The 14,693-nt window shown below is 43.1% G+C and carries 9 protein-coding genes; 5 read left to right on the top strand and 4 right to left on the bottom strand.

All coding sequences use genetic code 11. The features are described from left to right. Positions 1-649 precede the first annotated feature (649 nt). Positions 650-1,075 (bottom strand): c-type cytochrome, encoded by a 426-nt coding sequence (locus MMU05_RS06285; protein ID WP_241140824.1) that lies wholly within the window; start codon positions 1,073-1,075, stop codon positions 650-652. Positions 1,076-1,541: 466 nt separating this feature from the next. Between MMU05_RS06285 and MMU05_RS06290 the strand changes: the two genes are divergently transcribed. The 3 genes from MMU05_RS06290 to MMU05_RS06300 are packed head-to-tail and all read left to right on the top strand — an operon-like array spanning position 1,542 to position 7,254. Further along, positions 1,542-2,696, top strand: coding sequence for an efflux RND transporter periplasmic adaptor subunit (locus MMU05_RS06290; protein ID WP_241140825.1), 1,155 nt, complete (start codon positions 1,542-1,544; stop codon positions 2,694-2,696). A 30-nt stretch (positions 2,697-2,726) separates the two neighbouring features. Next, on the top strand, positions 2,727-5,876 hold the full coding sequence (locus MMU05_RS06295; RefSeq protein ID WP_241140826.1) for an efflux RND transporter permease subunit: 3,150 nt from the start codon (positions 2,727-2,729) through the stop codon (positions 5,874-5,876). 1 nt (position 5,877) lies between these two features. Further along, a complete protein-coding gene (locus MMU05_RS06300) occupies positions 5,878-7,254 on the top strand; it encodes an efflux transporter outer membrane subunit (RefSeq protein ID WP_241140827.1) in 1,377 nt (458 codons plus the stop codon). Between the two features lie 450 nt (positions 7,255-7,704). Here MMU05_RS06300 and MMU05_RS06305 read toward each other — a convergent pair whose 3' ends face one another. From MMU05_RS06305 to MMU05_RS06315, 3 genes are all read right to left on the bottom strand, one after another. Beyond that, positions 7,705-8,526 (bottom strand): maleylpyruvate isomerase N-terminal domain-containing protein, encoded by an 822-nt coding sequence (locus MMU05_RS06305; protein WP_241140828.1) that lies wholly within the window; start codon positions 8,524-8,526, stop codon positions 7,705-7,707. An 11-nt stretch (positions 8,527-8,537) separates the two neighbouring features. Beyond that, positions 8,538-9,533, bottom strand: coding sequence for a glycoside hydrolase family 43 protein (locus MMU05_RS06310; protein WP_241140829.1), 996 nt, complete (start codon positions 9,531-9,533; stop codon positions 8,538-8,540). A 227-nt stretch (positions 9,534-9,760) separates the two neighbouring features. Then, entirely contained in the window at positions 9,761-11,605 is a 1,845-nt protein-coding gene (locus tag MMU05_RS06315) for a glycoside hydrolase family 2 protein (RefSeq protein ID WP_241140830.1), read from the bottom strand. Between the two features lie 406 nt (positions 11,606-12,011). Between MMU05_RS06315 and MMU05_RS06320 the strand changes: the two genes are divergently transcribed. Further along, positions 12,012-13,316, top strand: coding sequence for a 3-keto-disaccharide hydrolase (locus MMU05_RS06320; RefSeq protein ID WP_241140831.1), 1,305 nt, complete (start codon positions 12,012-12,014; stop codon positions 13,314-13,316). Between the two features lie 14 nt (positions 13,317-13,330). After that, on the top strand, positions 13,331-14,686 hold the full coding sequence (locus MMU05_RS06325) for a Gfo/Idh/MocA family protein (protein ID WP_241140832.1): 1,356 nt from the start codon (positions 13,331-13,333) through the stop codon (positions 14,684-14,686). Positions 14,687-14,693 lie beyond the last annotated feature (7 nt).

Genomic DNA, 14,693 nt, shown 5'->3' on the forward strand with positions numbered 1-14,693 from the left:
GCATTCCTATTAACCATGGGCTGCGGTGCATCGGGATCTTGGTAGTATAAGGATAGATTTCGCACCTTACCCATGGCTTCTATGTTCGCCACTATGTGGCTATAGCTCCTAAACCCTTGGCGACCATTGCGAAACCTTCCCGTCCTTTGCGGTAAAAAATATCAACTCACGCGGAGCCGCGGAGGAAAAGAATGTTTGTGGAGACACAAACATTGGCAGGTAGAGGATACGAATTTTTGTGGAGACTCAAACATTGGCGTAGAGTCATCTGTGTCAATCTGTGCTATCTGTGGTAAAAAAATAAACCTCCAATTCTCTGTGCCCTATGGGAGCTCTGTGGTAAAATAATTATTACCTGCTTCTGGAGAAGCAGGATAACGGGAGACATCTGCGTCAATCTGCGAAATCTGTGGTAAAAAAATATACCTGCATTTCTCTGTGCCCTCTTGGAGCTCTATGGTAAAATAATTATTACCTGCTTCTGGAGAAGCAGGATAATGGGAACCTTCTGCGTCAATATGCGATATCTGCGGGAGAAAATGAAACCCGCTATTCTCTGTGCTCCCGTGCCCTCTGTGGTAAATCAATCAATCCCACCTTCGCGACCATTGCGAAACCTTCCCGTCCTTTGCGGTAAAATAAATTAAAATCATTGACTTCTGAGAGAGAGGATGAAAGTCACCATGGCTTCCGCATCCTCTTTCTTAACTTGGGGATGGGGACTCATGACAGGATATCCCCAAGAACCTCTGCTTCCGCGGATCACCTGTCGGCCTAAATGTTCAACATAAATTTGATTGGCAGGATATCTCTTGGCAATATCCCTGAAAGCCGGTCCTTTGGCACGGTTATCCTCCTTATGGCAGTCGTAGCAATCCGAATACGCCACCAACACTTCTCCTTTTTTTACAAGTGCAATATCAAGTTCTTGGTCTTCACCCGGAATAGCCTTGATATAATCTTTTTCTTTCTGGTAAGAGGTGATGGATTTTTCCTCCAAGGGCTTTGTTTCATTGCAGGAAGAAACAGCAAGAAAAAGTAAGGAGTAAAAAACCAAATGCTGTATTTTTTCCATTTTTCCCTCTGTTGAAGTTTGCCTCCGTTTCGAAATTTGATTGGGATGCCAAATTTTGTAAGGATAAATTAGAATGTCATATATTTTTTATAGACCATAAACATGATTATTGTCATGTTTGGTTTTTATTTCTATTTTCGAACCCAAATAATTGCTGTGCAAACGATGATATTTCCTTCTTATTGCAATTTTGGAATTCTTAATGTGTATTTTGATAACAACAGCAATCATGATTTTCCGGTTTTACCTCCCATAATTCCGGAAACCAACTAGCACCCCGAGAGATTTTCTCTACTTATTCAAATTTTAATTCCAAGAAAACTCATCCTTATCAATAAACATTCAGCAATCAAAAAATTAGGAAATATTCATCCAATTGGGTTATATCGAAAAAAAACATAATGTTCTATTTCCTCTAATAAACTTCTAAAAACTTCAGGTCCCCGACTTTCATTCCTTCAAGATTATGAGATTTTATCCAAACAATATCAGATCCCTGTATAAGCCAACATTGTTTTTTGTGACAATCGGCTTGGTCATGGGTTGTACAAAAAAAGAGGAGATCATCCTTCCTCCTGTAAAAGTAAATGTCGTAAAAGCCATTCAAAAGGATGTTCCGATTTATGAAGAGTTTGTGGCTCAGGTATTTGGAGAATCTGACGTTGACATCAGGGCGAGGGTGGAAGGTTGGGTCACTTCTGTCAATTTCAAGGAAGGTTCCTTTGTGAAAAAGGGCGATTTGCTTTATATCATCGATGATATCCAATATAAAAACAGGGTCGACCAAGTCAGAAGTCAATTGACCGCCACACAAACAGAAATGGTGCGTGCGCAAGGTGAACTTAGCCGGGTCAAACCATTGGCTGATATGAATGCCTTGAGCAAGCAGGACCTTGACAATGCCAAGGCAAAATACGAAGCATCACAAGCCCAGGTTAGGGCTGCTGAAGCTTCGCTTGAAAATGCCAAAGTAGAATATGGCTATACGAGGGTATATGCCCCATTTGATGGATTGGTGGGAATCTCCAATTTTAGAGTAGGCGATTACGTCACCAGGTCAGGTACCACTTCCGTATTGACGACCATATCCAGTATCGGTGCAGTACGGGTAAGATTTCAGATCAGCGAAAGGGAATACCTCAGGTTGACACAAATGACTACTGAAGAATTGGAGACGGCCAAGAAAAACATTCAACTCATCATGGCGGACGGTTCACTTTATCCTGAGACCGGCGAAGTTGATTTTGCTGACCGGGAGGTAGACCCAAAAACAGGTACGCTGACCATTGAGGCAAGATTCCCTAACCCAAGAGGAATATTGAGACCGGGGCTTTTTGTAAAATCAAGGGTTTTAATCAAAACATTCCCCAATGCCATTCTGATCCCGCAACGTGCAGTGATGCAGTTACAGCATATTTCCAGGGTAATTATTGTCACAGATTCGAGTTCCATAAAAGCGATTCCTGTCGTAACAGGTCCAAAATACGAGGATGGATGGATCATTACCAAAGGTATAAATGCAGGTGATAGGATAGCCATCGTTGGATCTGCAAGTTTGACACCGGATGCCAAAATAGAGGTAGTCGAACAAAAATGGCCGGAGAACTCTCCCAATCAATAAAATCAAAACCTTAAACTGAGACCAGTTTTTATGAGTGAATTTTTCATCCGAAGGCCAATAGTTGCAATGGTAATTTCGATCCTGATGATCATCATGGGATTGATTACCCTCCGTGGAATACCTGTTTCCAAATATCCTGAAATCACCCCGCCGATGGTTCAGGTCACCACCAATTATACCGGTGCCAATGCCGTCAACGTAGAACAGGCAGTTGCCACCCCTATCGAACAGCAAGTAAATGGGGTAGAAAACATGCTTTATATGAAATCCATCAATGCGGCAGATGGAACAATGATTCTTCAGGTTTCTTTTGAGGTGGGCACTGATTTGGACAATGCCAACATGCTGACCCAAAACAGGGTATCCCAAGCCACGGCAAAAATGCCGACAGAAGTCAAGAATTTTGGGGTTACGACCAAGAAATCATTGGTTTTTCCTTTGATGCTCGTTTCTCTTACTTCTCCCAACAAAACTTATGACGGACTTTTCCTGAATAACTATGCGAATATCAATATCGTCGACCAACTGAAGCGACTCAAAGGCGTTGGAGACGTTTTCCTATTTGGTGGGGCTGATTATTCGATGAGGATATGGTTGAATCCCGATCAACTCACCAAACTCGATCTCACGGTAAATGATGTTTCCAATGCTGTCAGAAAGCAAAACGCCATATCTCCCGGCGGAAAATTCGGAGCAGCCCCTACCCCGCCGGGTGTCGATTACACCTACACGGTTGCGCTGCAGGAAAGATTGGTGACAGAGGAGGAATTCGGCAATATCATCGTCAAATCTGATGAAAAAGGATCTATAGTCAGGTTGAAAGACATCAGCAGAATTGAATTGGGAATGGACAATTACAGTTCTTCAAGTAGGCTGAATGCAAATTCTGCCTCAACAATAGTCGTATTTCAAATCCCCGGTTCCAATGCCCTTGAGGTGTCCGAGGATGTGAAAAACACCATGAATGATTTGGTTAACTATTTTCCTGAAGACCTCCAATATGAAGTATCATTGAATACTACCCGGGCAATTTCTGTCGGTATAGAAGAAATTATCCATACACTCTTTGAAGCGGTATTTTTGGTGATTTTGGTGGTGTTCTTATTCCTTCAGGATTGGAGGGCCACTTTGATTCCCTTACTGACAGTGCCGGTTTCTTTGTTGGGCACCTTTATCATTTTCCCTCTTTTAGGATTTTCGGTCAATGTTTTGTCTTTGCTCGGTTTGGTTTTGGCCATTGGACTTGTGGTGGATGATGCGATTGTGGTCGTGGAGGCGGTCATGCACAACATCGAACATGGCATGAAACCAAAAGAAGCCACCCAAAAAGCCATGAAAGAAGTAGGCGGTCCGGTGGTTGCCATAGCCCTGATTCTTGCAGCTGTATTTGTGCCTGTAGCTTTTGCAGGAGGAATCACAGGTCGTTTGTATCAGCAATTCGCCATCACCATTGCCATTTCAGTTTTGTTTTCTGCATTCAATGCCTTGACACTTAGCCCGGCGCTTTGTGCCCTACTTTTAAAGCCAAAGAAAGAGTCGAATAGTGGGTTGCAAAGGTTCTTCAATGGTTTTAATCGGGTATTTGACAAATTCACTTTGGGATATACAGGTGTTGCCGGGATTGTGGCCAGAAAATCAATCCGCTCGGCGATGATCATCGGGGTTGTCATGGTCTTTGTTGTTTTGTTGGGCAAAGGAATTCCTGGAGGATTTTTACCGGAAGAAGACGAGGGTTACTATTTGGTCAATATCCAATTGCCGGATGCTTCTTCTATAGAAAGAACTGACCAAGTGGCTAAAAAAGTTGAAAATATTCTTTCCGGATTTGAAGAAATCGAATATTCCACCATGGTATTGGGGTACAGTTTGATCTCAGGTTCTTATTCTACCAACAATGCTTTTGTGTTTATTTCATTGAAACCTTGGGATGAGCGTAAGCGAACATCAAAGGAATTGGTAGCTGCAACCAATTTTGCCTTCCGAAATTTGGTGTCAGAGGCATCGGCCATTGCTTTTGGACCGCCTCCGATCGAAGGTCTTGGAACCTCTGCCGGATTTACCCTACAGCTTCAGGACAGATCCGGGAACACACCACAGTATTTGGATGAACAGGCGCAGCTGTTTATTGCAGAGGCCAAGAAGAGACCTGAAATAGGCAATATTTTCACCCTCTTCCGGTCCAATGTTCCTCAAAAGAAAATCAGGATAGATTATGACAAAGCAGAAAAACTTGGCATTGACCTATCCGAAATTACCAGTACCATTTCTACATACTTGGGAAGTGCGTACCTGAATGATTTCAACAGATTTGGCAGGCAATACAAGGTCTTTGTACAAGCTGAAGGGGAAGATCGTCTCGACCCCTCCGATTTGTCCAAATATTATGTAAGGAGTAAGAAAGGCGAAATTATTCCCTTGGGTACGGTCACCACTGTGGAAGATATTTCAGGACCAGCCACTACAAACAGGTTTAACATGTACCGTTCGGCTGAAATCTCAGGAGCGCCGAAGGCCGGATTCAGCTCTTCGCAAGCCATCAAGGCTTTGGAAGAAGTGGCTGCCGGGCTACCAAAAGAACTCAGCATCGCATGGAGCAACATGTCCTATCAGGAAAAAGCCGCTGAAGGCACCGGAAGTACCATGTTCTTGATGGCTTTGGTCTTTGTTTTTCTGATTCTCGCTGCGCAATATGAAAGTTGGAAATTGCCTTTCAGCGTATTGCTTGGTGTTCCTGCGGCTATCCTTGGGGCCTATCTCGGTTTGTGGTTGGGAGGTTTTTGGAGCTCAAGCTATGTCAACAATGTATTTGCCCAAATCGGATTGGTAATGCTCATCGGTCTCACTGCCAAAAACGCCATCCTGATTGTGGAATTTGCGAAGATGGAATATGAAGGTGGAACGCCACTGTTGGAAGCTGCACTTAAAGCTGCAAAACTCAGGCTGCGACCGATCATCATGACATCCCTTGCTTTTATGCTAGGGGTAGTTCCTTTATTGACTGCCTCTGGCGCAGGCTCGGAAGCCCGAAAAGTCATGGGAATGGCGGTATTCAGTGGGACCTTGATCGCTACCATAATCGGAGTCATTGTGGTTCCGGGATTATATGTACTCATTGAAAGCATCGGAGCAAAAAAGAAAAAATCAGATGCACCTATTTCACCATCAGAACCGGCACATTAATATGAAGAATATATATTTTCTCCTGTTTGTCCTGATTGCTTCATATGGCTGTGCGGTAGGACCAAGATATTCCCGACCTGAAACCCAAAAGCCTGTTGGCTATGTACAAGCTATATCCCAAACTGATTCTATCACAAATCTGAAGTGGTGGGAGGTTTACCAGGACAGTTTGTTGCAAAGTCTGATACAAACTTCGATTGATTCTAACCTGGACCTGATGACGGCTGTTTACCGGGTTGAAGAGGCCAAGGCAATCTTGGGCTACAACAAAGCAAACCTTTATCCTTTCCTTGATTACAGTGCGATGGGAAGGACTACTGAATTCAGAAATTTATCCGAACAGGCAGGAGTAACTTTTTCACCCAATATGGTGGGATTGTTGGGCAATGTGTCATGGGAAATCGACCTGTGGGGTAAGCTCCGCCACGCCAACCGTGCTGCCTTCGCGGAATTGATGGCAACAGAAGAATCAAAGAAATCATTGTACATCAGTTTGGTCGCTCAGGTGGCAGAACTGTATTTCAGACTTCGTGGTTTGGATGAAAGGCTTGAAATCGCCCAACGCGCCTATGAAACCCGCTTGGAATATTTGGAAATTATCACCGCCCGCTTTGAAAAGGGGAATGTGTCTGAATTGGATAAACTACAGGCAGAGCAAATAGCTGCTGTTGCAAAAGCGCAGATATACAGCCTTGAGCGAAATATCATCCTCACCGAAAATGCCTTTAATGTCTTGTTGGGAAGAACATATATTCCGATATCTAGGGGCTTAGAAAATAACCAACAGCAGTTGCCTTTGGAAATCCCTAGTGGATTGCCTTCTGAATTGCTTGAAAGAAGACCCGATATCAAGATTGCTGAGCAGCAATTGATTGCACAGACAGAGCGAATAGGTGTTGCCGTTGCTTTGAGGTTTCCATCTCTCAGCTTGACAGGATTATTGGGTGTGGCAAGTCCCCAAATCTCAACATTGTTTGGCAGTCAGGCAGGACTTGGAGTTCTCTCCGGGCAATTGGCAGGTCCTTTTTTCAGGTTTGGACAAAACAAAAGACGGGTAGAAGCTGAAAGGGCCAAAGCAGTACAACTCGGATTTCAATATGAAAAAACCCTTTTAACGGCATTTGCAGAAGTTGAAAATTCCTTGGCAGAAATCAGGACTTACAGCAATGAATTTGAAGCAAGGAAAACCCAAGTCGCGGCCACCGAAAAATCCTTGATGCTCTCCAAGGCGCTTTATGACAATGGCTATACCTCATTCCTGCAGGTACTTGATGCAGAAAGGGAGTTTTTCAATTCAGAATTTGAAAAATCATTGGCTTTGGAAAATCAGCTTGTTTCCACTGTCAGATTGTATAAAGCATTGGGAGGTGGTTGGTAGGATTTACCGACCATTTCTTTTTTCTTTTTGAAATGGAGATTGGTGTAGCGTCATCCTGAGGCCTTCACATTTTAAAATGTTCAGAAAAGGAATGACGTTGGTGTTGCGTCATTCTGAACCGCAGCTTGCGAAGGTGAAGAAACTCATTATTCTTTGAGACTCTTCGCTACACTCCAAATAACAGAAATGGAATTTTCCCCTTCGACAAGCTCAGGGACCTGAGATTCGGGGTTTGGAGGGGGAGGAGGAAAAAGCGGCTGCGCCGCTTTTTCCTCCTCCCCCTTTCTCAAGCACAACCTCGGTGGCCGATCCCGATCGCTATCGTGGACGAGGCCAAAATAAAATCGTTTCAAAGTCATTCCTTTTCTGAATGTTTTTTTGAAAATGTTTGAGACTCATAGTGACGGCTCCGACAAATTCGTCATTGTTACCGGGCTTGGTTTGGTTTTGTCAAGCCATGACTGACACCATATCAAGGACTTTTCTTCCCAAAGTGAAATCTCCTGAAATATCAACTTGACCCAAAACTTCATCCGGCCGAAGGTTTTTGCAAAAAAGTTTCCAAGCTATTTTATCTTCTAATTGGACAATGGAAGTCGGCGGGTTTCCTCCCTGATTGAGTAACTTCCAATGATCTTGGTTTTTTTCAAGCCACCAAGATTTTGTAAACTCTCCGGAAATCCTGACTTCTATCACGGTGCCATTTGCTGCATTTTCTTTGGCAAACGTAAAAGGCAAAGCCATCATGAAAGTGTCCATCAAAGGTTCAAAAAATCTCTTTTCCAAAAGTCCCTTTTTGCCAACCGCATCCCTGATTTGCTGTTGGTGATGCCATTTTTCGGTGTATTCCCTTGCGAGATGCATCCAATTCAAGCTCTTCTCCTCCCCTGCCCACGCCACTGAAAATATCGCTTCTTCCATATCAGGAAGGCCCACATAATACTCAGAAACCTCTTTCCCTCTACTTTCCAATAGTGAAATCAAAACATTTGGACTTAGCATCTTGGTGGCTTTGATCCAATCTGCATTCAATTGGTTGAGCCAAGTGACCAAGTCATCATAGCCATTGATCTTGGGAGGTTTTTCGCCAACATGTTTATCTCTTTGGATGCTTAAAGTGCGCAGGTTGGTATCCAATAAATGGGCAGCTACATCCTTCACATTCCAAAGTTTGGCTGAAGTAGGTTTTCCCCAATCGGAAGGTTCCAGACTTTTAAGCAAGTCAATCAGCAGGATGTCCAATTCATGGAAAAGATGTTTTACTTCAATCATAACCGTATGTGCTACAATGGATTGGCAGCCACTCCTTCAAAAGTGATTTTAACTGGCTTGATAAAACCCTTTTCGTCAAATTCCATTTTGTCGATGCAGGTTACCCGGTGATTCCCGTCTGTTTCACCCAATGGCCTCCTGTGGTAAACCATATAGTATTGGTCGGACTTGGGTTCGAACAAAACCGAATGGTGTCCTGCCCCTGTAGCTACTTCAGGATCCTGCTCGAGCACCACTCCGATTCTTTCAAACGGTCCAAAAGGGCTATCTGAAATCGCATAGGCTACTTTGTAATCAGGACCTGTCCAACCCCCTTCCGACCACATGAAGTAATATTTGTCATCGCGTACAAACATAAATGGTCCTTCGACATAACTTTCCGGAGTCACTTCTTTGTAATATTCTCCATTTTCAAAAGGAAGCAGGCCGGTAAATTCATCATTCAATCTGACCACATTACACTTGCCCCAACCTCCATAATACATCAAAAAACTGCCGTCTTTATCTTTGAAGATGAACTGATCAATTGGCTGCGCACCGTTTACGATATCATTGATCAAGGGCTTACCAAGCAAATCCTTAAATGGTCCCTGAGGTTGGTCGGCGACTGCCACACCGATGCCTCCTACCTGACCTTCGTGCACATCGTTGGCAGCAAAGAAAAGGTAATACTTCCCTTTATTTTCAATTACGCCGGGTGCCCACATCGCTGAATCAGCCCATTGGACCATCGCGGTGTCGATGATCCGCTCATGTTTGGTCCAATTGATCAGGTCTTTGGAAGAAAAACAATCCATGAAAACCTGTTTGGAAAACTTGTCAGAGTAAGTTGGGTAAATCCAGTATGTATCACCGTAGATGATAGCCTCCGGATCGGCATACCATCCTTCAAAAATCGGATTGCCAGAGAGTTGGATGTTGGTAGATTTTTTCTCGGGAGAGCAAGATATAATTGCGACTATTATGAATATAAAAATTAAACAAAACCTAAAGAGATTATTTTTCATGATGTCCAATTCTCAATTTCTATATTTCTTTTGAACTTTTTGTTGATTCCCAAGCTCCAAAAAGCTCCTTCCTAGAATCCTCAGTTTTACTTTTTCGCCTGTAGATCGGTAATCTACATTAAATCTTGCCTCCAAACTGAAATGCCCGATACATCGGTCTTCCGTCTTCCGTCACACTTGAAGAATAACATAGAGTTACAGGCAAAGAAACGGATAACCATATAAAATTATTTATACAACTCCCCATGTAGTTTTTTCAAAACATCCACAGGCATCTTGATCACTTTCCGGTCGTAAGTCATGACTCCGTTGGTTTCTATTTCGACATCGGTAGTTTGGGTGTAAACTGCGGCTGCCAAGCCCATTGGAATCAGGTCTTGCAGGTCTTTCATCAGGATTTTATACCTGTCCAACAGTTCTTCTTTGGACTTGAAACTTTGGTATCCCCAATTGTCTTTTTCTTGCCATGTATGCCCTTCTACCGGTAATCCCAACCCGCCAAACTCTCCTAAAACCAGAATCTGGATCTTGCCAAACAAGTCAGCAGAAGGCATCACCGGATCCGGATAGTTGTGCACGTCCAAGATATCACCTGCGATTTTTGCACCTTTCAACTCAAAATTGCCCCCACTGGCACTGTTGACCAATCTCGTGGGATCATAGGATTTGGTCCAATCGGATATTTCATGGGTTTTGAACTGTCCCCAAGCTTCATTGAACGGCACCCAAACCACGATGGAAGGAAAGTTGTAATTGGCATCAATGATGGCTTTCCATTCCTTTTTGTAAATGGCTTCGGATTCCGGTGTCCTTTCCCGATCAGTCCCTTTTCCGATTACGCCCAACTTTTGTTCCCATCTATTTCCCATATCCCCGCTCGGCATGTCCTGCCATACCATGATCCCCATCTTGTCACAATGGTAATACCACCTTGCCGGTTCGACCTTGACATGCTTTCTGATCATGTTGAAGCCCAATTCTTTTGTCTTGAGGATATCAAAAGCCAATGCTTCGTCAGTAGGCGCAGTATACAATCCATCCGGCCACCAACCCTGATCCAAAGGACCATAGTGGAATACCTGTTGGTCATTTAATGCAAAACGCTGCATTCCTTTGGAATCATAAACAATGGAAACCTTTCTCAAGGCGCCATAGGAAGTAACTTTGTCAAGGACCTTTTTACCTTTTTGCAAGCTGATTTCAAAGTCATATAGGTGTGGATTCTCCAACGACCAACTGATAGGGTTTGGGATTTTAAGGATTGATTCTTTTCCAAAACTCCCGGTACTTTCAGCGACTTTGCCCCCTTTGTCCATCGCAGTAATTTTATAAGTCAAAGTCGGATCTGAAGTATTGGCATTTATGGAAAATTGAAAAGTCCCTTTGTCCCAATCCGGTGTGGTTTTGATGTGGCTGATATAGGTAGTTGGAACAATTTCCAACCACACAGTCTGCCAAATGCCTGTTACAGGTGTATACCAAATCCCTCTGGGTTGGTTGACTTGCTTTCCGCGAGGCTGAGGGCCTTTGTCACTAGGATCCCAAACCCTTACCGTGATTTTTTGATCCACACCTTTGGCTAGAAAATCAGTGATGTCAAATGAAAAAGGGTCGTATCCTCCCTGATGTTTGCCTACGGATTTTCCATTGACAAAAACCTCTGATTCCCAATCCACTGCTCCAAAGTGAAGCAAGATCCTGCCTTTTCTCTCCGAATTGGACAACTGAATGACCTTGTCGTACCACAATTCCTTTTCTGCGCCAACCGCTTTGGTCACACCCGAAAGGTAAGATTCGACAGGAAATGGAACAGTGATCTTCCCATCAAAAGTTACCGGAGCTCCATTTCCTTTTTCCAAAATAGCGTAATCCCATTGGCCGTTGAGATTTCTCCAACTTCCTCTGACCATCTGAGGCCTTGGATATTCTGGATGCGGCGCATTGGAATCCACATTTTCGGCCCATGGAGAGAGTATGGGTTTGGTATTGATCTGCTGTGCAAATGAGGGTGAATATGATCCTAAAAGAAATATCAGGATGAAATTGAAAAAACTTAGAGATTTGGTTTTCATAGGTTTTATTTTGGGAGGATTGTTAACAAGAATTCTATGGATTGGATTTCAATATAACAGAAACCAAGTCAAACTGAAAGAAAGAAATTCCCAAAAGGATGTAGCAGGATTTTGGAGGAGCATTTCTTCACTTGGGAGTATTGGCTCAAACACCTTATTTCCCTTTTGTCAATTCCGGGAATTTTATTCTTTTATAATTTTTTACCTTGTTAAAATAAAGTTTGACAATAACCAACTCGAAATCGATTGCGTAATTTAGAACTTGATAACCTTGAAAATGACCTTGTTTTTAAGGACTTTGGTATCTGAAACAAACCCCAATTTTATAATGAGAATCTCAATTCAATTTCTATTTCTAGTATGTTTAACAACAATTTTTTCCTGTGATCAAAAGGAAAACAAGACAATGGATGGGTGGACCGAATTATTTAACGGTGAAGATCTTAAAGGATGGAAAATCTTAGGCGGAGAGGCAGAATACAAAATCGAGAACGGCGAAATAGTGGGTTATGCAAAAGCAAATACGCCCAATACTTTTTTGGTCACAGAGCAGGAATTTGGTGATTTTGTTTTGGAGCTTGATCTTAAAATAGAGGATTTGTCAAGCAACTCAGGGGTCATGACAAGGGGACAATATGATCCTGCTGGAAAAGATGGCAAAGGTTTGGTCTTTGGTTATCAGATTGAGGCTGATCCGACCGACAGGGCTTGGTCAGGTGGTTTGTACGATGAAGCAAGAAGAGGTTGGATTTATCCTCTGGATCTGAATCCGGGTGCGAAGTCAGCTTTCAAATTGAATGAATGGAATTCCTATAAAATTGAAGCCATAGGGAATGAAATTAAAACATGGGTAAACGGACAGGAAGTTGCCTATGTGGTAGATGACATGGACGCAAAAGGTTTTATTGGCCTTCAGGTCCACAGTATAAAAAAGCCGGAGGATGAGGGAAATAAAACCTATTTCAGAAATGTAAGGGTCAAAACTGAAAACCTGACCCCTACTCCCTTCACCGGGGATATTTTTGTAGTCAATACAAGGCTGAATGAATTGACTGAATTGGAAAAAGCCCAAGGATGGAAATTGCTATTTAACGGACAGAATGCTGATGGTTGGAAAAGTGCCAACAAAGAAACATTTCCTGAAAAAGGTTGGCATATCCAAGATGGAATTTTAAGAGTAGAAAGTGCCGATGGCGGCGAATCCAGTAATTTCGGAGACATCGTAACTGTTGACAAATACAGCACTTTTGACCTAGCTTTTGATTTCAAATTTACCGAAGGGGCGAATAGCGGTTTGAAGTATTTTGTCACACTAAATGAACAGACTTCCGGTTCGGCTATTGGTTTGGAATATCAAATCCTGGATGATAAAAACCATCCTGATGCCAAAATGGGAATTGATGGAAACAGGACATTGGCTTCCCTTTACGACCTGATTAAGGCTGATAAGAAGGTAAGTCCTGTGAAAGGACCCGGAGAATGGAATAAAGGCCGTGTTGTGGTGTATCCCGACAACAAAGTCGAGCATTATCTCAACGGGGTTAAAGTACTCGAATACGTCAGGGGCTCGGAGGAATACAAAAAACTGGTCGCCATCAGTAAATATAAAATCTGGGAAAATTTTGGTGAAGCACCCGAAGGCCATATCCTGCTGCAGGATCACGGAAATGAAGTACATTTCAAAAACATAAAAATCAAGGAACTGAAGTAATTAACCCAATAACCATGGACAATAATAAAAACAACCGAAGGGAATTCATCAAAAAAGCAGCTTTGGCCACAGCAGGGGTTTCCTATTTGGGAGCAGTTGGTTTCTCAGCCAAAAGCTACGGGAACATTATCGGTGCCAATGACCGTCTCAATGTCGCCATAGCAGGCTTGGGAAGGAGACTAGGTGCTTTTTATGAACCGATTGCGATGCCGAAAAGCAATGTCCGCCTAGTTACGCTTTGCGATGTCATGAAATCCCAAAGAGACAATGCTGCTGCAAGTTTTTCCAAGCACATCGATTATTCACCCAAACTTGAAAATAGCATCATAAAAGTCATTGAAGACAAGGAAGTCGATGTCCTGATCAATGCTACCCCTGACCATTGGCATGCGCCGGGGACATGGATGGCAGTGGAAGCCGAAAAACATGTCTACGTGGAAAAACCTTGCAGCCACAATCCTTGGGAAGGTGAGTTATTGATTGCTTATAAAAACAAGTACAACAAGGTAATCCAAATGGGTAACCAACAGCGGTCCTCTGACCATACCATTGAAATCATCAATCAGATTCATAATGGTATTATAGGTAAAGCTTTTAGAGCCGTTGCTTTTTATATCAATGGCCGGGGCGAAGTTCCCTTGCAGACGGCAGCCAATCCACCTGAAGGATTGGATTGGGAGTTATTCCAGGGACCGGCACCAAGGAGAAGTTATACCCACAATACATGGGATTATAACTGGCATTGGTATGGTTGGGATTATGGGACAGCCGAAACAGGAAACAATGCCACCCATGAGTTGGACGTGGCACGTTGGGCACTTCAGGTGGAATACCCCAAGCATGTGACCGTAGATTCAGGCAAGTACCATTTTGTCAACGACGGTTGGACGATGTATGATACAATGCTTGCTACTTTCAAATTTGAGGGTGACAAGACCATCCTTTGGGATGGAAAAAGCAGAAACAACTACGCCACTTATGGCTCTGACAGGGGAACGATCATCTATGGTTCTGAGGGTTCTGTATTTGTCAACAGAGAATTGTACAGGCTATTTGACCGCAATGGCAAGCTAATCAAAGAAGTCAAAACCGGAAATGTCGAGGGAAGCACCAACTTGGGCGGCGGCGGAGATATGACTACAGTCCATGTGACAAATTTCTTTGAAGCCATCAGAGGTAAAGAGAAGCAAAACTCTACCATCGATGAAGGTGCTGTCAGTACTTTGCTTTGTCATTTAGCAAATATCTCCCACCGAATCGGGGAAAACTTCGAATGTGATCCTACAAACGGTCACATCAAAAATAAAAAAGGAATGGAGCTTTGGTCTAGGCAATATGAAAAAGGCTGGGAACCTAAATTGAAAATCTAATTTCTCA

Origin of the sequence: Cognataquiflexum rubidum (assembly GCF_022538115.1) — a bacterium.
Lineage (GTDB): Bacteria > Bacteroidota > Bacteroidia > Cytophagales > Cyclobacteriaceae > Cognataquiflexum > Cognataquiflexum rubidum.

What these genes read in the sequence shown, in the direction of transcription:
- MMU05_RS06285 (WP_241140824.1), bottom strand. Translation starts at nt 1,075, where the DNA reads ATGGAAAAAATACAGCATTTGGTTTTTTACTCCTTACTTTTTCTTGCT.
- MMU05_RS06290 (WP_241140825.1), top strand. Translation starts at nt 1,542, where the DNA reads ATGAGATTTTATCCAAACAATATCAGATCCCTGTATAAGCCAACATTG.
- MMU05_RS06295 (WP_241140826.1), top strand. Translation starts at nt 2,727, where the DNA reads ATGAGTGAATTTTTCATCCGAAGGCCAATAGTTGCAATGGTAATTTCG.
- MMU05_RS06300 (WP_241140827.1), top strand. Translation starts at nt 5,878, where the DNA reads ATGAAGAATATATATTTTCTCCTGTTTGTCCTGATTGCTTCATATGGC.
- MMU05_RS06305 (WP_241140828.1), bottom strand. Translation starts at nt 8,526, where the DNA reads ATGATTGAAGTAAAACATCTTTTCCATGAATTGGACATCCTGCTGATT.
- MMU05_RS06310 (WP_241140829.1), bottom strand. Translation starts at nt 9,533, where the DNA reads ATGAAAAATAATCTCTTTAGGTTTTGTTTAATTTTTATATTCATAATA.
- MMU05_RS06315 (WP_241140830.1), bottom strand. Translation starts at nt 11,605, where the DNA reads ATGAAAACCAAATCTCTAAGTTTTTTCAATTTCATCCTGATATTTCTT.
- MMU05_RS06320 (WP_241140831.1), top strand. Translation starts at nt 12,012, where the DNA reads ATGGATGGGTGGACCGAATTATTTAACGGTGAAGATCTTAAAGGATGG.
- MMU05_RS06325 (WP_241140832.1), top strand. Translation starts at nt 13,331, where the DNA reads ATGGACAATAATAAAAACAACCGAAGGGAATTCATCAAAAAAGCAGCT.